Annotated in this window: 14 protein-coding genes; 8 read left to right on the top strand and 6 right to left on the bottom strand. The window is 70.9% G+C overall.

The window, feature by feature from the left end; genetic code table 11:
* Positions 1 to 5: 5 nt before the first annotated feature.
* On the top strand, positions 6 to 1,061 hold the full coding sequence (locus LRM40_RS00365) for an integron integrase (RefSeq protein ID WP_151122443.1): 1,056 nt from the start codon (positions 6 to 8) through the stop codon (positions 1,059 to 1,061).
* Here the strand turns inward: LRM40_RS00365 and LRM40_RS00360 are convergent.
* Positions 986 to 4,066 carry an efflux RND transporter permease subunit gene (locus LRM40_RS00360; protein ID WP_151122442.1) on the bottom strand — a complete coding sequence of 1,027 codons (3,081 nt, stop codon included), beginning with the start codon at positions 4,064 to 4,066 and terminating at the stop codon, positions 986 to 988. The two genes, LRM40_RS00365 and LRM40_RS00360, sit on opposite strands and share 76 nt — an antisense overlap.
* Positions 4,063 to 5,277 (bottom strand): efflux RND transporter periplasmic adaptor subunit, encoded by a 1,215-nt coding sequence (locus LRM40_RS00355; RefSeq protein WP_151122441.1) that lies wholly within the window; start codon positions 5,275 to 5,277, stop codon positions 4,063 to 4,065. The genes LRM40_RS00360 and LRM40_RS00355 overlap by 4 nt, the downstream gene beginning before the upstream one ends.
* Positions 5,278 to 5,556: 279 nt before the next feature.
* Between LRM40_RS00355 and LRM40_RS00350 the strand changes: the two genes are divergently transcribed.
* Both LRM40_RS00350 and LRM40_RS00345 read left to right on the top strand, forming a co-directional pair.
* The gene (locus LRM40_RS00350) at positions 5,557 to 6,261 is read left to right on the top strand and encodes a DUF3108 domain-containing protein (protein WP_231067645.1); all 705 of its coding nucleotides are present in this window, start codon (positions 5,557 to 5,559) and stop codon (positions 6,259 to 6,261) included.
* A gap of 325 nt (positions 6,262 to 6,586) precedes the next feature.
* Positions 6,587 to 7,516: a pseudouridine synthase gene (locus LRM40_RS00345; RefSeq protein WP_151122439.1), complete on the top strand. Its 930-nt coding sequence runs from the start codon at positions 6,587 to 6,589 to the stop codon at positions 7,514 to 7,516.
* Between the two features lie 7 nt (positions 7,517 to 7,523).
* On the opposite strand, the gene LRM40_RS00340 is transcribed toward LRM40_RS00345, so the two are convergent.
* A complete protein-coding gene (locus tag LRM40_RS00340) occupies positions 7,524 to 9,257 on the bottom strand; it encodes an ExeA family protein (RefSeq protein ID WP_231067644.1) in 1,734 nt (577 codons plus the stop codon).
* A 116-nt stretch (positions 9,258 to 9,373) separates the two neighbouring features.
* Between LRM40_RS00340 and cynS the strand changes: the two genes are divergently transcribed.
* Positions 9,374 to 9,817: a cyanase gene (gene cynS, locus LRM40_RS00335; protein ID WP_151125989.1), complete on the top strand. Its 444-nt coding sequence runs from the start codon at positions 9,374 to 9,376 to the stop codon at positions 9,815 to 9,817.
* A gap of 7 nt (positions 9,818 to 9,824) precedes the next feature.
* On the opposite strand, the gene LRM40_RS00330 is transcribed toward cynS, so the two are convergent.
* Positions 9,825 to 10,142, bottom strand: a complete 318-nt coding sequence (locus tag LRM40_RS00330; protein ID WP_151125990.1) for a flagellar basal body protein — start codon at positions 10,140 to 10,142, stop codon at positions 9,825 to 9,827.
* 57 nt (positions 10,143 to 10,199) lie between these two features.
* Between LRM40_RS00330 and LRM40_RS00325 the strand changes: the two genes are divergently transcribed.
* The 4 genes from LRM40_RS00325 (at position 10,200) to LRM40_RS00310 (ending at position 14,755) form a co-directional block, all read left to right on the top strand.
* A complete protein-coding gene (locus LRM40_RS00325) occupies positions 10,200 to 10,859 on the top strand; it encodes a response regulator transcription factor (RefSeq protein ID WP_151125991.1) in 660 nt (219 codons plus the stop codon).
* A gap of 160 nt (positions 10,860 to 11,019) precedes the next feature.
* Positions 11,020 to 13,083 carry a carbon starvation CstA family protein gene (locus LRM40_RS00320; RefSeq protein ID WP_151125992.1) on the top strand — a complete coding sequence of 688 codons (2,064 nt, stop codon included), beginning with the start codon at positions 11,020 to 11,022 and terminating at the stop codon, positions 13,081 to 13,083.
* A gap of 53 nt (positions 13,084 to 13,136) precedes the next feature.
* Complete coding sequence (locus LRM40_RS00315) at positions 13,137 to 13,331, top strand: YbdD/YjiX family protein (RefSeq protein WP_026096154.1); 195 nt, start codon at positions 13,137 to 13,139, stop codon at positions 13,329 to 13,331.
* Between the two features lie 35 nt (positions 13,332 to 13,366).
* On the top strand, positions 13,367 to 14,755 hold the full coding sequence (locus LRM40_RS00310; protein WP_151125993.1) for a cache domain-containing protein: 1,389 nt from the start codon (positions 13,367 to 13,369) through the stop codon (positions 14,753 to 14,755).
* Between the two features lie 34 nt (positions 14,756 to 14,789).
* Here LRM40_RS00310 and LRM40_RS00305 read toward each other — a convergent pair whose 3' ends face one another.
* Both LRM40_RS00305 and LRM40_RS00300 read right to left on the bottom strand, forming a co-directional pair.
* Positions 14,790 to 15,218 carry a response regulator gene (locus LRM40_RS00305; RefSeq protein WP_170288997.1) on the bottom strand — a complete coding sequence of 143 codons (429 nt, stop codon included), beginning with the start codon at positions 15,216 to 15,218 and terminating at the stop codon, positions 14,790 to 14,792.
* Positions 15,211 to 21,357 (bottom strand): PAS domain S-box protein, encoded by a 6,147-nt coding sequence (locus tag LRM40_RS00300; RefSeq protein ID WP_231067643.1) that lies wholly within the window; start codon positions 21,355 to 21,357, stop codon positions 15,211 to 15,213. Before LRM40_RS00300 ends, LRM40_RS00305 begins: the two co-directional genes overlap by 8 nt.
* Between the last annotated feature and the right edge of the window lie 2 nt (positions 21,358 to 21,359).

Raw genomic sequence — 21,359 nt, 5'->3', positions numbered from 1 at the left:
CTCTCATGACCACCCCGCCCTCATCGCCCAGCCCACCGCGCCTGCTGCGGCGCCTGCGCGAACGCTTGCGCGTGCTGCACTACAGCCTGCGGACGGAGGAAGCCTATGTGCATTGGGTCAAGGCCTTTGTGCGTTTCCAGGGTCTGCGGCACCCCGCGGACATGGGGCGGGAGGAGGTCGAAGAATTTCTGACCCACCTGGCAGCCCAGCGTGACTTGTCGGCGTCGACCCAGCGGCAGGCGCTGTCGGCCTTGTTGTTTCTCTACCGGCAGGTCCTGGGCACCGATCTGCCCTGGATGAACGATGTGATCCGCCCGGTGCCTCGGCGGCGTCTGCCGGTGGTGCTCAGCCCGAACGAAGTGGCCCGTGTGCTGGCCTGCCTGGCACCCCAGCATCAGCTGTTCGGCCATTTGCTCTATGGCACCGGCCTGCGCCTGATGGAAGGGCTGCGCCTGCGGGTCAAGGACATTGATTTCGCCCACCGGACCCTGGTGGTTCGCTCGGGCAAGGGTGACAAGGACCGCGCGGTGATGCTGCCGGAAAGCCTGCGCCCCGGGCTGGAAGCGCAACTGGCCCGGGCCCAGGTGCTGTGGCGGGCCGATCAGCTGCGGGGCACTGGCGGGGTGGACCTGCCCCATGCGCTGGCGCGCAAGTACCCGCGGGCCCCGCAAAGCTGGGCCTGGTTCTGGGTCTTCCCTCAAGATCATCTTTCGGCCGACCCGCGCACGGGCGAGATCCGGCGCCACCACGCCTATGACCAGACCTTCCAGCGCGCCTTCAAGCAGGCCCTGCAGTCGGCCGGCATCGCCAGACCGGCCTCACCGCACACGCTGCGCCATTGCTTCGCCACCCACCTGCTGCAGGCGGGCTACGACATCCGCACGGTCCAGGCCCTGCTGGGCCATGCGGATGTGAAGACCACCATGGTCTACACCCATGTGCTCAAGGTGGGCGGGGCTGCGGTGCGCAGCCCGCTGGATGCGCTTCAGGCCCTGCTGCCGGCCTCGGGCACCTCGGTGGTGATGGGGCCGCTGCCGGCCCAGCGGTCCAGCGCCAGGTAGATGACCGGGGTGATGTAGAGCGTCACCACCTGGCTCAGGATCAGCCCGCCCACCACGGCCAGGCCCAGGGGTTGGCGCAGCTCGGCGCCGGCGCCCAGGCCCAGGGCGATGGGCAGGGCGCCCATCAGGGCGGCCACGGTGGTCATCATGATGGGCCGCAGGCGCAGCAGGGCCGCGGCGCGGATGGCCTCGGGCGGGCTCATGCCCTGGTGGCGCTGCGCGTCCAGGGCGAAGTCGATCATCATGATCGCGTTCTTCTTGACGATGCCGATCAGCATCAGGATGCCGATGCTGGCGATCAGCGTCAGCTCCATGTTGAAGAGCTTGAGCGCCAGCAGCGCACCGATGGCGGCCGAGGGCAGGCCGGCCAGAATGGTCAGCGGGTGGATGTAGCTCTCATAGAGCACGCCCAGCAGCACGTAGATGACGGCCAGCGCCGCGACGATGAGCATCACCTGGCTGCCCTGGCTCTGCTGGTAGACCGCGGCGTCGCCGCCATAGGTGCCGATCAGCGAGGCCGGCATGTCCAGTGCGGCCTTGGCCTGGTCGATGGCCTGGGTGGCCACGCTCAGCGGCACGCCCGGGGCCAGGTTGAAGGCAATGGTGACCGACTGCAGCTGCCCCTGGTGGTTCACCGCCACCGGGCCCAGGGTGCGCTGCACGCTGGCCACGGCCGACAGCGGCACCAGGTTGCCCGCCTTGCTGCGCAGCCAGACCTTGTCGAAGGCCTGCTCGAACTCCCGGTTGGCCTGGGCGGCCTCCATGATGACCTCGAAGCTGTTGGCCGGGCCGTACATGGTGCTGACCTGGCGTTCGCCGAAGGCGCTGTAGAGCGCGGAGCGCACGTCGGCCAGCTGCACCCCCAGCAGGTTGGCCTTGTCGCGGTCGATGACGAGCTGGGCCTGCAGGCCCTTGTTCTGCGCGTCGCTGGTCACGTCGCGGAAGCTGGTATTGGCCGCCAGCTTGTCCTCCAGCTTCTGGGCCCAGGTGGCCAGGTCGTCCGCGCTCACGCTCTGCAGCGTGTACTGGTAGCGGCTCTTGCTCTGCCGGCCGCCCAGCTGCAGGTTCTGCACCGGCGCCATGTAGGCCTGGATGCCGGCAATGCCGCGCAGCTTCTTGCGCAGTTCCTCCACCACCTGCGGCATGGCCGGGCGCTCGCCCCGGGGCTTGAGGTTGATGAACAGCCGGCCCGAGTTGCCGCCGCTGAGGAAGGACGAGACGGTGGCCACGTTCGGGTCGGCCCGGAACACGGCCGCCACCTGGGCCTGCAGGCCCATCATCGCGTCGAAGGAGATGTCCTGCGACGCTTCGGTGCTCACGCGGATCTGGCCGATGTCCTCCTCGGGGAAGAAGCCCTTGGGCATGCTCACCGCCATCCACAGCGTCAGCACCAGGCTGCCCAGGGCCAGGCCACCCATCAGCCCGCGGTGGCGCAGCGCCCAATCCAGCGTGCGGCCGTAGCCGTTCTGGAAGGCGGTGAAGCCGGCCTCGAAGGTCCGGCCCAGCCAGCCTTCTTCATGGTGGGCCTCGTGCTTCAGGTAGCGGCTGCACAGCATGGGCACCAGGGTGAGCGACACCGCCGCCGACACCAGGATGGACAGGCCCACCACCACCGCGAATTCATGGAACAGCATGCCCATCACCCCGGGCATGAAGAAGATGGGGATGAGCACCGCCACCAGCGAGATGGAGATGGACAGGATGGTGAAGCTCATCTCGCGCGCGCCACGCACGGCGGCCGCAAAGGGCTCCATGCCGTCTTCCACGTGGCGCACGATGTTCTCGAGCATCACGATGGCGTCGTCCACCACCAGGCCCACGGCCAGGGTGATGCCCAGCAGCGAGATGTTGTCCAGGCTGTAGCCGCCGGCCCACAGCAGGGCCAGCGCGCCGATCAGCGAGATGGGCAGCGAGAAGGACGGGATCAGCGTGGCCGACAGCCGGCGCAGGAACAGGAAGATCACCATCACCACCAGCACCACGGTCAGCGCCAGCGTGTAGTACACGTCGTGCACCGCCTCGCGGATGGAGCGCGAGCGGTCGTTCACCGGGATCATCTTGACCGAGGCCGGCAGCTGCGCCGCAAAGTGCGGCAGCATGGCCTTGACCCGGTCCACCACCTGCACGGTGTTGGCGTCCGGCTGCCGCTGGATGGCCAGGGTGATGCTGGGCTCGCCGTTGAGTTCGGCGTAGGTCTTGGTCGATTCGACGCTGTCCTGCACCTGGGCCACGTCGGTCAGGCGCACCGGCGCGCCATTGCGGGTGGCCACGATGACATTGCGCCAGTCCTTGGCGTTCATCAGCTGGCGGTTGGCCTGCACCGTCAGCGTCTGGCGCGGGCCGTCCAGCGTGCCTACCGGCGTGTTGGCATTGGCGCTGGTCAGCACCGCGCGCAGCTCGTCCAGGGTCAGGTTCCGTTCGGCCAGGCGGTCCAGGTCCACCTCCACCCGCACCGCAAAGCGGCGCTGGCCGTAGATGGACACCTGGGCCACCCCTTCCAGCGTGGACAGGCTGGGCGAGATCAGGTTCTCGGCGTAGTCGTTGAGCTGGGTCAGGCCGATGGACGGCGAGGTCAGCGCCACGAACAGCACGGGCGCGTCGGCCGGGTTGACCTTGCGGTAGCTCGGCGGCGTGGTCATGTCCTCGGGCAGGCTGCGCTGGGCCCGGAACAGGGCGGCCTGCACATCCAGCGCGGCGGCGTCGATGTCGCGCGAGGCGTCGAACTCCAGCGTCAGCGACGTGCTGCCCAGCGAACTGCTGGAGCTGATGAGGGACAGGCCGGCAATGGTCGAGAACTGCTTTTCCAGCGGCAGCGCCACCGAGCTGGCCATGGTCTCCGGCGAGGCCCCGGGCAGGTTGGCGCTGACGTTGATGGTGGGCGTGTCGAAGCGCGGCAGCGCCGCCACGGGGATCTTGTCCAGGGCCAGCAGCCCGGCCACGACGACGGCCACGTTCAGCAGCACCGTCATCACCGGACGGCGGATGAACAGCTCGGTGATGCTCATGCGCCGGCTCCGGCGCGGGTGGGTGCGCTGCCGGCGGACGAGGCCGCCGAAGCCGGGGCGGCGGTCGGCGCCACATGCACGCTGCCGCCCGGCCGCAGGTTCTCCTTGCCTTCCATCACCACCTGTTCACCCGGCTTCACACCGCTGACTGCGGCCCAGGCGCCGTCGTTGTTCAGCACCTTCACCGGCCGCAGGTCGGCCTTTTGATCGGCCCCCACCACATAGACCTCACGGTCGTCACCCTTGATGATCAGCGCCGCCTGGGGCAGCACCGCCGCATCCTTCAGGGTACGCAGCGTCAGGCGCACCGTCACGTACTGGCCCGGCCACAGGGCCTGGGCCGGGTTGGCCAGCCGGGCCTTGAGCTTGATGGTGCCGCTGGTGCTGTCCACGGTGTTGTCCAGGAAGCTCAGCTGGCCGGTCATCGGGGCGGCCTCGCCGCCGTCGGCTGCCTTGCGCAGCACCGTCACCCCCAGCGGCGTGCGCTGCTGCTGCGGACCGTCGCCATCGCCCAGCAGGGTGGGCAACTGGGCCTCGGGCAGGGTGAAGCTCACGCCGATCGGGTCGATCTGGCTGATCGTCACCAAGGGGTCGCCGGTGGGACTGACCAGGCTGCCCGGGTGCACCGCAATGGCACCGGCCCGGCCGCTCAGAGGCGCCCGCACGGTGTTGTAGCCGGCACTGACCTCGGCCGCGCGCACGGCCGCCTTGTCCGAGGCCACCAGAGCGACCTGGGCATCACGCTGGGCCTGGACGCTGTCCAGCGCCCCCTGGGACACGAAGTTCTGGGCCAGCAGCTCCTGGTTGCGGCGCCACTGGCGCTCCAGGTCGGCCAGCGTGGCCTGGTCGCGCAGCAGGGTGGCGCGGGCCTTTTCCAGGTTGGCCTGGTCGCTGCGGTCGTCCAGGGTGAACAGCAGATCGCCCTGGTGGACGAACTGCCCTTCCTGGATGGCCACGCTGCGCACCGTGGTGGACACCTGGGGCCGCACCTCCACCGTGTTCAGCGGCACCACCGTGCCCGCGGCCTCGGCCTGCACCGGCATGTCCTGTTGGCGCACGGTGACCAGGGTCACCGCCTGGCTGTGCGGCGCGGCGCCGGCCTTGCCCGCCGGGCCTGCTTCGCCGGATCCACCACGCCCCTGCCACCACCATCCACCAGCGGCCACGACAGCCACCACCACCGTCCAGCCCATCCGGGCACGTGTGTTCATCGACTTCTCTCTTCTTGGCGTGTTCAGCAGGAGTGCGCGGTCTGCGGGATCTCCGCAAACGCAAAAACGCCGGGGACAGGCCACCGGCGCCACAGCACAGAGAGCGGATTTGCGACAAACGGTTCCACGAATGTCCGCGCCGGCTGTGCGAAGGGCAATCTAGCAGACCTGTGCGACGCTGTAACAAGTGGCCCCGCTTCGGCCCCGCGGTCAACACGGGCGCCGACACCACCGTTTTTTGAAGAAGTCTCCTCCGGAAACCCTTTGCGAAAGGTCCCCGTGCTCCGAATTCAATCCTCTTCTTCCTTGCTGCCCTGGATCCTGGCCGGTGCCGCCTGCCTGGCCCAGGCACCGGCCCATGCGGCCGAACTGCCCCGTTCGGCGGACTTGACCTACCAGGTGCGCTGGGGCCTGGTCAGCCTGGAAGCCGAACAACATTGGCGCCTGGATGGCGACCGCTACACCCTCAGCACCGAACTCAAGCTGCCTCTGGGCTTCGCCAACCGCCGCTATGTCAGCCAGGGCCGCGTCGGTCCCCTGGGTCTGGAGCCTTCTTCCTATGAAGATTACGAGGTGGGTGACCCCAAGCCGCGTTCCGTCGCCAAGGTGGACCGCGCCTCCCATGTCGTCAACTACGGCCGTACGGCCGTGCCCCTGCACGAAAAGCCGCTGACCGAGGGCTTGCAGGACATCAATGCCCTGGCTTACCAATTGATCTGGATGGGCGACAAGGTGGCAGGCAAGACCCTGCCGGTGACCAATGGCCGCAATGTCGTGCCTCACCAATTCACCAAGCTGCCCGACGGCAGTGCCAGTTACGAGGGCAAGGCTTATCCCACCCTGCGCCTGGTCAGCACCAGCCCGGAGGGCGGCTTCGAGGTGGGCCTGGCCCAGGGCCTGGGCTGGATGCCACTGAAGATCGTGCGGGTCCAGGACGGCAAGACGCTCACCTTCACCGCCACCCAGGTGCGTTACACGCCTTGAATTGGCCCGCCGCAGGCGCCGTGGTCGAAAAAAACTTCCGGGCTGTTATTCCCTTTGTCTTTTGATATCTCAACTTGGCAGTTGTAGTAGAGGGCGCCAGCCGCTGTGGATAAGCCGATTTTTCTTTTTGGGATCAACGGCTTGTCGTCTTCCAAAGTCTGTGGCCGGCGGTCTGGAAGACCCGGGGAGCAAAAGACAACAAGCCGGCGGCGGCTGTTCAGCCTGTGGAAAACCGAGTCCTTGTTCAAAACTTGTCCACAGAGCTGTGCCTTGACAGCACTTGTCCACAGTGTGCTGGGCCGCGGGCAGGCCACAATCGCGCCCCATGTCCCGTCCCCGCCCGGCCAGGCGGCCGGCGCCCCGCCACGGCGTGCCGGCCAGCTGCGTGGCCCTGCCCCATGACCAGCGCTGGCCCCGGCTCAGCGCCTTCCTGGCCTGGCGCCTGCCGGTGCTGGACGAGCCGCAGTGGCAGGCCCGCCTGGCCGCGGGCGAGGTGCTGGACGAGCGCGGCGCCGCCCTGGCCGAGGACGCCGCCTACCGGCCGGGCGAGCGGGTCTGGTACTGGCGCGAGGTGGATGGCGAGGTGGACATCCCCTTTGCCGAGGCGCTGCTGCATCTGGACGAGCGCCTGGTGGTGGTGGACAAGCCGCACTTCCTGCCGATGGCGCCGGTGGGTCGCTATGCCCGCCACACCCTGCTGGCCCGCCTGCAGCGCCGCCTGGGCCTGGCCGAACTGACGCCGCTGCACCGCCTGGACCGCGAGACGGCCGGCGTGGTGGTGTTCAGCCGCCGGCCCGAGGACCGCAACGCCTACCAGGCCCTGTTCCGTGAACGCCAGGTGCAGAAGGTCTATGAGGCGCTGGCGCCCTACCGGCCCGAGCTGGCCGTGCCGCTGCGGCGGCACAGCCGGCTGGAACCCTCGGACCGCCGCATGCAGATGCACGAGGTGCCGGGCGAGCCCAATGCCGAGACCGGCATCGAGATGATTTCACACGACGGAGTGCACGCTCACTACCGCCTGACCCCGCACACCGGCAAGACCCACCAGCTGCGGGTGCACATGCTGGCCCTGGGCGCGCCGCTGCTGGGCGACAGCGTCTATCCGGTGCTGCAGCCCGAGCCGGCGCCCGGCCAGGCGCCGGATTTCAGCCGGCCGCTGCAGTTGCTGGCACGGCGGCTGGCCTTCACCGACCCGATCACCGGCCAGGCCCTGGCCTTCGAGAGCCGGCGTCGGCTGGCCTGGCCGGCGGGCTGAGCAGGGGTCAGCGGGCGGGCGAGCTGATGGGCGGGCTGACGGCCGCGCTGCCGGCCAGCGTCGGTTCGGCCACGCCGGTGGCATGGTTCAGCCGCATCAGGGTCAGCGGGCCGGGCAGGCCGTCGGGACGCAGGCCCTGGGCCAGCTGGAAGGCGCGGATGCGCTTGGCCAGGCCCTCGGCGCTGTCCTGGGCCGGGCCGCCGTCCAGCCGGGCCAGTTGCTGGGCCAGCCAGGTGCCCGAGGCGCCATCGGCGGCCAGCAGCCCGTCGCCCGCATAGGCCGGCGGGCTGCGCCACAGGGTGTGGAACTCCCCTTGCCACCAGGCGGCCAGCTTCAGCAGCGGCACCGTCACGGTGCGGCCGTCGGCCAGGCCCAGGCGGGCCTGTTCTCCCTGCAGGCCGTCCAGCAGCACGCGGGTGCTGCGTCCGTCCGGGCCGCTCAGCAGCAGCCACCCGGGCCGGTCCAGCAGGCGCACCGGGCCCAGGCCGCCCTGGCTGTCGTGGCAGCGCAGGCCCTGGGCGGGCAGCTGGGCACAGGGGTCCGCGGTGCCGGCCAGGTTCACGTTCCAGCGCCGGGCCAGGTGCTGCCAGGCCTGGGCCTCGGTCAGCGGCTGGGCAAAAAGCTGGGCGCCCAGCGCGTCGGGGGCCAGCGCGGCGGAGGCTGCGGCCGCCCCGGCGACGACCACCGGCCCGGCCACCGGGGCCGAGGGCGCCGCTGAGCCCGGGCTGGCCGCCGATGCCGGCACTGCCGCGGATGCTGCCGGCGCTGCAGATGGCGTGGATGCCCCGGCCACCGGCCCGGGCGCGGCGGCCGCCTGCCAGGGCGGCAGCAGACGCGTCAGGGCGAACACCGCCAGCGCCGCCGCGGCCCCGCCCGCCACCCAGCGTGCCGCCTGCCGGGGGCCCAGCTGGCGCAGGCCCGGCAAGTCGAACACCTGGCTGGCGGCCTGGTCCACCAGGGTGCGGTCCACCCGGTGCTGGCCCCGTTCGGCCGCCAGGGTCATGGCCCGGTCGCACAGCACGTTGATGCGCCGGGGGGTGCCCCGGCACAGGCGGTGGATGCGGCGGATGGCCTCGTCCTCGAAAGGCAGCGGGCCGGTCAGCCCGGCCACCGTCAGCCGGTGGATCAGGTAGGCCTCGGTTTCGTCGCGGCTGAGCGTCTGCAGGTGAAAGCGCGCCACGATGCGCTGAGCCACCGGCGCCATCTCCGGGTGCTCCAGCAGCTGGCGCAGCTCCGGCTGGCCGATCAGCAGCACCTGCACCAGCTTGTCCTCGTTGGTCACCAGGTTGGTCAGCAGGCGCAGCTGTTCCAGCACCGGCAGGGCCAGGGCCTGGGCCTCGTCCACCACCACCAGGGTGCGCCGGCCCTGGGCGTGGGCCAGCAGCAGGTGGCCGTGCAGGGCGTCGATCAGGTCGGCTTCCGCCCCAGGGCGGTCGGCATCGGCCGGCAGCTCCACCTGCAGGCTCTCGCACAGGCGCTTGAGCAGGGCCTGCACGCTCATCTTCGGGTTGACCACGTAGGCCACGTCCAGCCGCGGCGGCAGCTGCTCCAGGAAGGCCCGCCAGACGGTGGTCTTGCCCGCCCCGATCTCGCCGGTCAGCAGCACGAAGCCGCCGGCCCGGCGCAGCCCGTAGTTCAGGTAGCCCAGGGCGTCACGGTGCTGCTTGCTGAGGTAGAGAAAGCGCGGATCCGGGGCGACCGAAAAGGGCTCGCGGGCCAGGCCGAAGAACGATTCGTACATGGGTGGGCAGCATAGCCGCGGGGCCCGGCCTTGCGGCTCCCTTGAGAAAGGGACATCGACGGGGACGGGCACATCGATTGCTAGACCCACCTGCATCCACAACGCAAGACAGCACCATGACCCGACTCGACGTCACCGAGAAGATCATCGCCACCAAGGTCAGCAAGGGCCTGCGCTGGGCCGACGTGGCCAAGAAGGTGGGCCAATCCAAGGAGTGGACCACCGCCCTGTGCCTGGGCCAGATGACCGCCACCGCCGCCCAGGCCAAGGTGCTGGGCAAGATCTTCGGCCTGACCGCGGAGGAGCAGAAGTGGCTCATGGTGGTGCCCAGCAAGGGCTCGCTGCCCACGGCCGTGCCGACCGATCCGCTGATCTACCGCTTCTACGAACTGGTGAGCGTGTACGGCAGCACCTTCAAGGCGCTGATCCACGAGGAATTCGGCGACGGCATCATGAGCGCGATCGACTTCAAGATGGACCTGCAGCGCGAGCCCGATCCCCATGGCGACCGGGTGAACATCGTGATGTCGGGCAAGTTCCTGCCCTACAAGGCGTTCTGACGCCCGCTCAGGCCGAGCAGTCCAGCAGCGAGCCCACCATGCTGCCCTCGGTCTTGAGGGTCATCACATTGGCCTGGAAGTTGTAGAGCGCCACCTTCTGGTTCACCACGTCCTGGGTGAGCTGGCCGGTGCTGGCGCCGGCTTCACCCTGGGCGTCGAGCTGGCGGGGTTGGGCGTCCACCCCCCCGGAAGCGCGGGTGCTCTGCACCACATCCTCGCGTCGATAGCGCGGTGTGGCGACATTGGCGATGTTGTTCGCCGAAGCATCCAGCCGCGCCTGCGCCGCGGCCAGGCCGCTGGAGGCGATGGTGGGCAGGGTGGACATGCCCTGATGATCGTCCGATCCAGGGGGCAGTTAAGCGGGGGCCGTACCATTTCACACATGGAAACATCGCCCATCCGCCTGCTCCTCGTCGATGACCACCCGCTGGTGCGCGATGGCCTGCGCGCCCGCCTGTCCGCGCTGGAAGGCCTGGCCGTGGTGGGCGAGGCCGGCGATGCCACCGAGGCCCAGGCCGAGGCCCTGCGCTGCCAGCCCACGCTGGTGCTGATGGATGTGGGCATGCGCGAGGTCAACGGCATCGAGCTGGCCGCCCGCCTGCTGGCCGACCACCCGGGTCTGCGGGTGCTGATGCTGAGCATGTACGACAACCCGGAGTACGTGCAGCGGGCCCTGCAGGCCGGGGCCAGCGGCTATGTGCTCAAGGACGCGCCGGCCAGCGAGATCGTCAGCGCCATCCGCACCGTGGCCGAGGGCGGCGTCTTCCTCAGCCCGGCGGTGTCACGCCGGCTGTTTCGAAATCAAACCCCCCGGCCCTTGCTTTCCCCGCGCGAAAGCCAGATCCTTTCGGCCCTGGCGCGCGGCCTGTCGAGCAAGCAGATGGCCCGCGAGCTGGACCTCAGCGCCCGCACCGTCGACGCCCACCGCCAGAGCATCAAGCGCAAGCTGGCCCTGGACACCCAGGCCGACCTGATCCGCTACGCCGTCGAGCATGTGCGCCTGCAGGGCGCCGCCGAGCCGGACACCCCCCGAGGTAACTAGGGTTTTCACTTAAGTGACGACCCTTAGGCGATGCTGCGCGATGCGCCACGCATTGCGACGGTAGCGGCCGCCCTCCCCCCACGCGCAGACTGAAGCCCCCCTGCCCCGGCACCCGTTCCGGGGCGGATGCCTTTGGATCGACCCCATGGAGACAGCCCTCATGTCCAGTCTGCGCCGCCACCTGCCGTGGCTGCTGGTCGCCATCCTCGGAGCCTTCGGGCTCGCCACGGTCGCCCTGGCCCGTGGCGAGGCCGTCAGCGCCCTGTGGATCGTGGTGGCCGCCGTCTGCACCTACCTGATCGCCTACCGCTACTACAGCCTGTTCCTGGCCGACAAGGTCTTCGGCCTGGACCCGCGCCGGCAGACCCCGGCCTGGGCCCACAACGACGGGCTGGACTACGTGCCGACCAACAAGTTCGTGCTCTACGGACACCACTTCGCCGCCATCGCCGGCGCCGGCCCGCTGGTGGGCCCGGTGCTGGCCGCGCAGATGGGCTACCTGCCCGGCCTGCTGTGGATCCTGGCCGGCGTGGTCTTCGCCGGTGCGGTGCAGGACTTCATCGTGCTGTTCATCTCCACCCGCCGCGACGGCCGCTCCCTGGGCGATCTGGTCAAGCAGGAGATGGGCAATGTGCCGGGCGTGATCGCGCTGTTCGGCGCCTTCATGATCATGATCATCATCCTGGCGGTGCTCGCGCTGATCGTCGTGAAGGCCCTGGCCGGCTCGCCCTGGGGCACCTTCACCGTGGGCGCCACCATCCCGGTGGCGCTGTTCATGGGCCTCTATGTGCGCTACATCCGCCCGGGCCGCATCGGCGAGGTCTCCGTCATCGGCTTCGTGCTGCTGATGGGGGCCATCGTCGGCGGCCAGGCCGTGCACGACAGCCCGACCTGGGGCCCGCTGTTCACCTTCGACGGCAAGGCCCTGACCTGGATGCTGATCGGCTACGGCTTCATTGCCTCGGTGCTGCCGGTGTGGCTGCTGCTGGCCCCGCGCGACTACCTGTCGACCTTCCTGAAGATCGGCACCATCGTCGCCCTGGCCATCGGCATCCTGTTCGTCGCGCCGGAACTGAAGATGCCGGCCTTCACCCAGTTCGCGGGCGGCAACGGCCCGGTCTGGTCGGGTGACCTGTTCCCCTTCCTGTTCATCACCATCGCCTGCGGCGCGGTGTCGGGCTTCCATGCGCTGATCTCCTCGGGCACCACGCCCAAGATGCTGGAGAACGAGAGCCATGCCCGCTTCATCGGCTACGGCGGCATGCTGGCCGAATCCTTCGTCGCGGTGATGGCCCTGGCCGCCGCCTCGGTGATCGACCCCGGCGTCTACTTCGCGATGAACGCGCCGGCCGCGCTGGTGGGCAGCACGCCCGAAGCCGTGGCCCAGACCATCTCCTCCTGGGGCTTCGTCATCACCCCCGACGTGCTGCTGCAGACCGCCCAGGACGTGGGCGAGCACACCATCCTGGCCCGTGCCGGCGGCGCGCCCACGCTGGCCGTGGGCATGGCGCAGATCCTGCACCAGGTGATCGGCGGCAAGGCGATGATGGCCTTCTGGTACCACTTCGCCATCCTGTTCGAGGCCCTGTTCATCCTGACCGCCGTGGATGCGGGCACCCGCGCCGGCCGCTTCATGCTGCAGGACCTGCTGGGCACCTTCGTGCCGGCGCTCAAGCGCACCGACAGCTGGACCGCCAACCTGCTGGCCACCGGCCTGTGCGTGGCCACCTGGGGCTACTTCCTCTACCAGGGCGTGGTCGATCCGCTGGGCGGCATCAACACCCTGTGGCCGCTGTTCGGCATCGCCAACCAGATGCTGGCCGCCGTGGCCCTGCTGCTGGGCACCGTGGTGCTGTTCAAGATGAAGAAGGGCCGCTACGCCTGGACCACCGTGCTGCCGGCCCTGTGGCTGCTGGCCTGCACCATGACCGCCGGCTGGCAGAAGATCTTCTCGGCCAACCCCAAGGTTGGCTTCCTGGCCCATGCCCAGAAGTACGCCGACGCCCTGGCCAGCGGCCAGCTGCTGGCCCCGGCCAAGTCGCCCGAGGCCATGGCCCGCGTGCTCTTCAACGACCGGCTGGATGCCGCCCTGTGCGCGCTATTCATGTTCGTCGTGGTGAGCGTGGCGGTCTACGCGGTCAAGGCCATCGCCCAGGCCCGCGCCAGCCAGCGCCCCACCGTGCAGGAGACGCCCTTCGTCGCCCTGCCGGAGGCTGCGCGGTGAGCCTGCTGGGCGGCCTGCTCGAAGGCCAGCGCGCCGGTGCGCTGGCCCGCGGCCTGGGCCAGGAGGTCGGCCAGGCCGGCCGCTACCTGGCCCAGTCCTTCCGGCTGATGGTGGGCGTGCCGGACTACGGCACCTACCTGAAGCACATGGCCGCCACCCACCCGGACCAGGCGCCCATGAGCTACGAGGACTTCTTCCGCGAGCGCCAGCAGGCCCGCTACGGCGCCCGCACCGGCCGTTGCTGCTGAACCAAAAGGGGCGCGGCCGCGAGGACAATCGCGGCATGCGCCTTCGCCTCAAGCTCGTCCTGCTGGCCGCCGTGCCGCTGCTGCTCTCGGTGGCCCTCATTGCGGCCGCCGTGCGCCACCAGGAGCAGGCCCTGGCCCGGCGCGAGCAGGCCCTGGTGCAAGAGGCCTACATGGCCGCGCGCCAGGCCGAGCTCAAGCACTACGTGGACCTGGCCGTCAGCACCATCCGTCCGCTCTACGAACGCCGCCACCAGGACCCGCAGGCCCAGGCCGAGGCCCTGCGCCTGCTGGGCAGCCTGGATTACGGCAGCGACGGCTACTTCTTCGTCTACGACCTGCAGGGCCGGGTGCTGATGCACTCGCGCCAGCCCGAGCTGCTGGGTCAGAACCTGTGGGAACTGCGCGACCCGCAGGGCCAGCCCACCATCCAGCAGCTCATCGTCCGGGCCAAGGCGGGCGGCGGCTTCGTCACCTACCCCTGGCGCAAGCCGTCGAGCGGCCAGATGGTGCCCAAGCTGGGTTACGTCACCGCCCTGCCCGACTGGAACTGGATGATCGGCACCGGCCTGTACCTGGACGACATCCAGACCACGCTGGGCGCGCTGGACCGCCAGGTCGGCGCGCACATCACCACCACCCTGCTGTGGATCGCCGGCATCGCCATGGCCGGCCTGGGCCTCTTGAGCGCCAGCGGCCTGTGGCTGAACCTCAGCGAGCACCGGGTGGCCGATGCCAAGCTGGGTCTGCTGGCCCGGCAGGTGGTGCGCTCGCAGGAAAGCGAGCGGGCCCACCTGGCGCGCGAGCTGCACGACGGCACCAGCCAAACCCTGGTCTCGGCCAAGCTGATGATCGAGTCGGCGGTGGACAGCCTGGAGCGTGCCGGCAGCACGCCGCCGCCCGCCCTGGCCAAGGCGCTGGAGCGCCTCAACGACGCCCTCGGCGAGGTGCGCCATCTGTCGCACCGGCTGCGCCCGGCCACGCTGGACACCCTGGGCCTGCCCGCCGCCCTGGCCTGGCTGGGCCACGAATTCGGCGAGCATGGCCAGCTCCAGGTGCATCTGCAGCTCGACGAGCCCGAGCCGCCGCTGCCCGACGAGGTGGCCACGGTGCTGTTCCGCGTCGCCCAGGAGGCCCTGGCCAACATCGGCAAGCATGCCCAGGCGCAGCGGGTGAGCCTGACCTTGAGCGCCGAGCGCGAAGGGGTTTGCCTGACGATCCACGACGATGGTCAGGGCTTTGACCTGCCCGCGGTGCAGCAGGACCCGCAGCGCGGCATCGGCCTGCGCAACATGCGCGAGCGGCTGGAATCGATCGACGGCACGCTGGAACTGGATGCCGCGCCCGGCGCGGGCACCACCTTGTGGGCCCGGGTGCCGGCGGCGGCCCTGGCCCGGCTGGGGGCGGTGGGGGCGGAGCCGGCCTGAGCCGGCGGGGGCCGTGGGCCGCGCGTCTGGCGGCTCAACCGGCGGTGCAGGGCACCCCGTGCCGCCGCAGGCAGTCCTTCAGGGCTTCCACCGTGAAGGGCTTGGCCAGGAAGCCGTCCATGCCGGCGGCCAGGCAGGCCGGGCCGTCCTGGGCCTCGTCGCCACCGGTCATGGCCACCACCGGCACGCGGGCGCGCCCGGCCGCGGCGGCCTGGGCCCGCAGCTGGCGGGTGGCCTCCAGTCCGTCCAGGCCGGGCATGTGCAGGTCCATCAGGATCAGATCCACCTCGACGGTGGCCGCGCATTGCACCGCTTCCTCACCGTCCTCGGCCAGGGTGCAGCTCACGCCCAGGCTGGCGAGCATGGCCTGGGCCACCACCCGGTTGACCGGGTGATCCTCGGCCACCAGCACATGGGGGACAGGACTCGCGTGGCCGGTGGCCGGCGTGTTGGCATCATCCATGGGCATCCTCCTGAGATGCGGCCGGCTGCGGCGGTGCCAGCACCTGTTGCAGGGTGGCCAGGGCGGCGGCAAAGCTGTAGCCCGTCACCTCGTCCACCAGCGTCACACCCGATGCGCCCAGGCCGCGCTGCAGCAGCGCGCGGTGGCGTTCCACCAGTTCGACGGCCGCGGTGTCATGCGAGCGCAGCAGCGGCTGCAGCGCGTGCAGCAGGCGGCGCAGGGTGCCGCGCTCGGTCTCCGTCAGCGGCACCGGCGCGGGCGCCGGACTGGCGGGCATGGGCGCCAGGGCCACGGACAGCGCGGCCTGCACCGCCTCCAGCGCACTGGCGAGCGTTTCTGCGGCATCCCGGGCGGCCGGGGGCAGCACGCCGGCGTCGGGGCGCGCCTCGCCCAGCGCGCCATCCAGGGCCCGGGCCAGGCCCGCCAGCGCGCTCAGGCCCACGGTGTGGGCTGCGCCGGCCAGGGCATGGGCCAGCGGCCCCATCGGGGCGACCCGTCCCTGCGCGACCGCCTCGCGCAGGCGCGTCGCGTCCTCGGCATGGTGGTCCAGGAAGAGCTGCAGCGCGCGCCGGAACACGGCCGGTTGGCCCTGCACGCGGGCCAGGCCATCGCTCAGGTCCAGCCCGGGCACGGCCTGCAGGCCTTGCCACAGGGCCATCTCGGCCGCGCCGGGGTCGGCCGCCGGCCCCCCGGCCGTGGGGCCGGGGGCCGGCGCGGGCGGGTGGGCCAGCCAGCGGGCCAGGCACTGCCAGAGCAGGTCCGGGGTCACCGGCTTGGACAGGTAATCGTTCATGCCGGCGGCCAGGCAGGCGGCACGGTCTTCCTCGAAGGCGTTGGCCGTCATCGCCACGATGGGCAGGGCCTCGGCGCTGTGCCGCTGGCGGATCAGCCGGGTGGCCTGCAGACCGTCCATCACGGGCATCTGCACGTCCATCAGCACCAGGTCGAAGGGTTCGCTTTCCACCAGCCGCACGGCTTCCTCGCCGTTGTCGGCCAGGGCGTAGTCCAGGCCCCGGCTGCGCAGCAGCATGCCGGCGACCTCCTGGTTGGTGGGGTTGTCCTCGGCCAGCAGGATGCGCACCCGGCGCCAGTCCGTGCCGCTCGCCGGCTCGGCGTCGGGGGCGGGCGCTGCGGGGGCGGGCACCGCGATGGGGGCCGCGGCCGCCACCTGGAAGGGCAGCTCGACCCAGAACAGGCTGCCCGCGCCTTCCCGGCTCTCGGCCCCGATCTCGCCGCCCATCAGCAGGGCCAGGCGCTTGCTGATGGCCAGGCCCAGGCCGGTGCCGCCGAAGCGCCGGGTGGTGGAGACGTCGGCCTGCTCGAAGGCTTCGAAGAGGTGCAGCATCTGCTCCTCGCGGATGCCGATGCCGGTGTCCTGCACCTCGAAGCGCAGTCGCAGCTGGCGGCCCTGGCGCGCCAGCACCCGCACCCGCAGGTCCACCCGGCCGTGCGGGGTGAACTTCACCGCGTTGCTCAGCAGGTTCAGCAGGATCTGCTCCAGCCGCAGGCGGTCGCCCAGCACCCGGGCCGGGCAGTCCGGGGCCAGGTCCACCTCCAGGGCGACGTCCTTGGCCCGGGCGCGGTCGGCCAGCATGGTGCTCACCCGCTCGATGCTGGTGCTGAGCATGAACTCGCCCACCTCCAGCGAGAGCTTGCGGGCCTCGATCTTGGAGAAGTCCAGGATGTCGTTGATGACCTGCAGCAGGTGCTGCCCGGCGTCGCCGATCTTGTCGAGCTGGTCGGACTGGCGGGGCGTGAGCGGATCCAGGTGCAGCAGGTGGGCGAAGCCGATGATGGCGTTCATCGGCGTGCGGATCTCGTGGCTCATGTTGGCCAGGAAGGCGCTCTTGGCCTGGTTGGCCGCCTCGGCGTCCTGCTTGGCCTGGGCCAGGTCGATCTCGATGCGCCGGCGTCGCACGATGCGCCAGAGGTCACCGCCGAACAGGCTCATCTCGCGCAGGTCGGCCTCGTCGTAGGGCTGGGGCTTGTCGGCCACGCCCAGCAGCATGCGGGTGCGCCCGCCGTCGCTCACCGGCACCAGGGCCAGGCGCAGCAGGCCGGGGTCCAGATCGCCTTCGTGCGCGGCGGGGTCGGTCAGCTCCAGCATCAGGGGCTGGTCGGCCGCCAGCACGCGGGCCTGGGCCTCCTCGCTCCAGCGCGCCAGGGCCTGGCGCAGGGCGGCCGGTGTGCCGTGGCTCCACAGCACGCGGGGCGTCTCCCCTTCGGTGCCCCACAGCAGCTGGGCAAAGGCCCCCGCGCTGTGGCTGAGTGCGGCCACGTCGTCGATGCCCTTCTGCAGCAGCTCGTCCTCGGACAGGGTGCTGGCCCGCTCGCTCAGCGAGAGCATGGTGCGCAGCCGCCGGTCCTCTCGGTGCAGCCGGGCGTTGACGTTCTCCAGCTCGGCGGTGCGGCTGGCCACCAGGTCTTCCAGGTGCTGCCGGTAGCGCTGCAGCTCCTGCTCGGAGGCCACCCGGTCGCTGATGTCGGTGCCGGTGCCCACCACCAGGGTCTGCTCGCCCTGCTGGATGCGGCGCGAGACGAACAGGTAGGGCGTGCGCCGGCCGTCGCGCGATTCCAGCATGGCCTCCACCGTCGCTTCGCCCCGCTCGAAGACCTCGCGCAGCCGCTGGGCGATCAGGGGGCGGTCCTCCGGCACGAAGAAGTCGGGGGCCGCGCGGCCGGCGATCTGGTCCGGGCCGTAACCGGTGACCTCCTCGACCCGTCGGTTCCACAGGGCCAGGCGGCCCTCGCCGTCGATGGCGAAGAAGAGGTTGGAGATGGAGTCGATCAGCTGGCCGCGGAAGCGCTGCTCGTTGCGGCGGGCCTCCTCGGCCGCGGCGAACTCCAGCGCGAAGCCGATGTCCTGGGCCAGGCGGCTGAGCAGGGCCACCAGGTCCTCGTCGAAATGGTGGGGTGCCTCGGCATAGACGTTGAACACCGCACGCGGGTGGCCGGCCACCCGGATGGGGAAGCAGGCCGAGGCGCCGTACCCCCGCGCCAGCGCCTTCTCGCGCCAGGGGGCCACGCGCGGGTCCTGGCGGATGTCGTCCACCACCACCGGCTCGCCGCTGCGCCAGGCCTGTTCGGTCGGCCCGGGCGTGTCCGCGCGGCCCACGGGAATGCGCAGCGCGTCCAGGTAGCCGTCCACCAGGCCGGCGTGTTCGCTGGGGGTCAGGTGCACCCCGTCTTCGCCCATCTGCCCCATCCAGGCCATGCGGAAGCCGCCGGTTTCCACCGCCACGCGGCAGACCTCGCCGAACAGCGTGGCCTGGTCGCGGATGCGCACGATGGCCTCGTTCACGCCGCTGAGCACCGCATAGGCCTGGTTCAGGCGCTGGAAGCGCATCTCGCGCTGCTTGGTCTCGGTGATGTCGCGCCACACCGCGCAGATCAGCGGACGGCCGGCATAGACGATCTGGCGCAGGGTCGCATCGACCAGCCGCAGCCGGCCATCGGCGCCGCGGTGGCGGGTCTCGAAGCGCAGGGTCTCGCCGCTCGCGACCTGGCGCACCACCGCGTCCACCTGGCGGGCATCCATCTCGGCCTGCACGTCCCAGACGCTGAGCCGGCGGAAGTCCTCGCGGCTGTAGCCCAGGTCGCGCCAGGCGTTGTCGTTGAAGGTCACGAAGCCCAGTGTCTGCGGGTCCACCAGGGCGATCGCGTCGGTGGTCTGGCCGAACATGGTGTCGATCAGCCGCTCGCGCTCGGCCACCGCGCTGGCGCCCTGCTTGATCAGGGTGATGTCGCGGGCCACGCTCAGCACCCCGGTGACCCGGCCCTCGCCATCCAGCAAGGGGGACTTGAGGGTTTCGAACAGGCGCCGCGCGTTCTGGCCGGCGGGGCTGAGCCACTGTTCGGTGGCGCCGGGGGCGCCCTGGCGCAGCACCTCGTCGTGGCCGCTGGTGAGGGCCTGCCGGGTGTCCTCGCCCAGGCCGGGCAGGTGCTGCTGTCCCAGGATGTCCTGCCGCGGCAGCTGGACGAAGCGCTCGAAGGCCGCGTTGCAGGCCAGGTAGCGGCCGTCGCGGTCGGTCAGCCAGATCAGGTCAGGGATGCTTTCCAGGATGGCGCTGAGCTGACGCTGGCTGTGCTGCAGGGCTTCGGCCGTGCGGCCGTGGATGATGGCGGTGGAGGCCAGCTGGGCCGAGAACTGCAGATGTTCCAGTTCTTCGGGCGTGGGGCTGGCCGGATGGCGGTGGTAGATGGCGAAGGAGCCCAGCACCTGGCCATTGGGCCCGGGAATCGGCTCGGACCAGCAGGACGCCAGGCCGGCCTGGGCCGCCAGGGCCTTGTAGGGCGCCCAGTTCGGGTGGGTGGCGATGTCTTCGGCCACCACACGCCGGCCCAGGGCCATGGCGGCACCGCAGGAGCCGGCGGTGGGGGAGATGGCCAGGCCGTCCAGCGCCCGGCAGTAGAACTCCGGCAGGTGCGGCGCGGCGGCCGGGCGGATGGAGCGCCCGTCCTCGTCAAGCAGCAGCACCGAGCACAGGGCGCCGGGGAACAGCTGTTCGTAGTCCAGCGTCAGCTGTTCCAGCAGGGGCAGCAGGGCCTCGCCGGCCACCACCCGCTCCAGCAGGGCCAGGCGGTCGCGCTCGCGCTGCTGGGCCCGGTCGCTGGGGCCCATGTCCCGCAACACCGCCACCCGGCAGGCCCGGCCATGGTGGGTGATGTGGTGCGAGCGCCCCAGCACCCGCATCACGCTGCCATCGGCCCGCAGGCAGTGCCACTGGCCCTCGCTGGTCTGCGCGCCCAGGGCGGCCACCCGCTGGCGCATGGCCTGGCGCTCCTCGGGGATGACGAAGTCGGGCAGCTGCATCCGACCCGCCTGCGGGGCGCTGTAACCCAGCAGGACCTGGAAGGCCTGGTTGCTGCGCAGCACCCCCAGGTCGTCCAGCGCATAGATGAACATGGGCGCGGGGTTGTGGTCGAAGAGGTCGCGGAACTCCTGCTCGGCCTCGCGCAGCGAGGTGATGTCCCGCCCGATGCCCAGCACGCCCTGCACCTGTCCGTCCGCGTCCCGCACCGCGATCTTGCGGGTCTGCAGCAACTCCCGGTGGCCGTCGGCGAAGGTGACCCACTCCTCGTTGGTGCGCGGCCCGTCACTGCGCATCGCGGCCTGGTCGTTGGCACGGAAGAAGTCGGCCTGCGCCCGGTCCACGAAGTCGAAATCGGTGCGCCCGACGATGTGTTCCTCGGGCGCGCCGTACAGGGACTCGAAGCGCGGGTTGCAGCTGAGGTAGACGCCCTCGGTGTCCTTGAGCCAGACCAGGTCCGGAATGGCCCGCAGCACCGCCTGCTGCAGACGGCGCTCGTCCTCGATCACGCCGTCCATCACCGCCAGGGCCATGGTGCGGGTGAGGTCGTGCTCGCTGAGCACGCCCAGGAACTCGCCGGCGCCGTCCACCACCACCAGGTGGCGGATGCCCAGGGCCAGCATCCGGGCGGCCGCCTCGTTGAGGCTGGCGTCCGGGGCGATGGTGTGCACCGGCTGGCTCATCCAGTCCCGCAGCAGGGCCTGGTCGTCCCCGGGCCCGGGGCTCTGGGCCGCCTGGCGGGTGAGGTCCCGCAGGGTCAGCACGCCCACCGGTCGCCGGTCCTCGAGCACCACCACCCCGGCCTCGGGCTGCTGGGCCATCAGGGCGCGGGCCTGGGCCAGGGTGGCCTGCGGGGGCAGCGTGGGGGCCACGGGCTGCATCACCGAGCGCACCCGGTGACGGCCGGTCAGCACCTCCAGGTTGAGCAGGCAGCGGAAGTCGGTCTCGCTGACCACGCCGTCCAGCGCCCCCTGCGCGTCCAGCACCAGCAGGTGGCTGACGTTGCGGGTCAGGCACAGGCGGTAGGCGTCTTCGGCCTGCAGCCACCCCGGCGCCGAGGCCGCGGGCTGCAGCTCGGTGTCCACCAGGGTGTCCGGCGAGATGCCCTGCTGGCTGGCGCGCAGCAGCTGGGCTTCGGTGATGACGCCCAGGGGGCTGCCCTCGGCGTCCAGCACCGGGGCGAAGGAGATGCGGTGGCGGCTCAGGCAGCGCGCCGCCTCCAGCAGCGTCGCCCCCTGCGGCAGCGTGAGCACCGGTCGGCTGGCCAGGGTGTGCAGGGGCCGGCGCAGCGGGTGCTGCGCGTCCGGGCTGAGCGGGGTGTCGGCCATGG

The organism is Ideonella dechloratans (assembly GCF_021049305.1).
In the GTDB taxonomy this organism is placed as follows: Bacteria; Pseudomonadota; Gammaproteobacteria; order Burkholderiales; family Burkholderiaceae_C; genus Ideonella; species Ideonella dechloratans.
The sequence above is the reverse complement of the archived record's forward strand: the minus strand, read 5'-3'. Positions and strand labels throughout refer to the sequence as shown.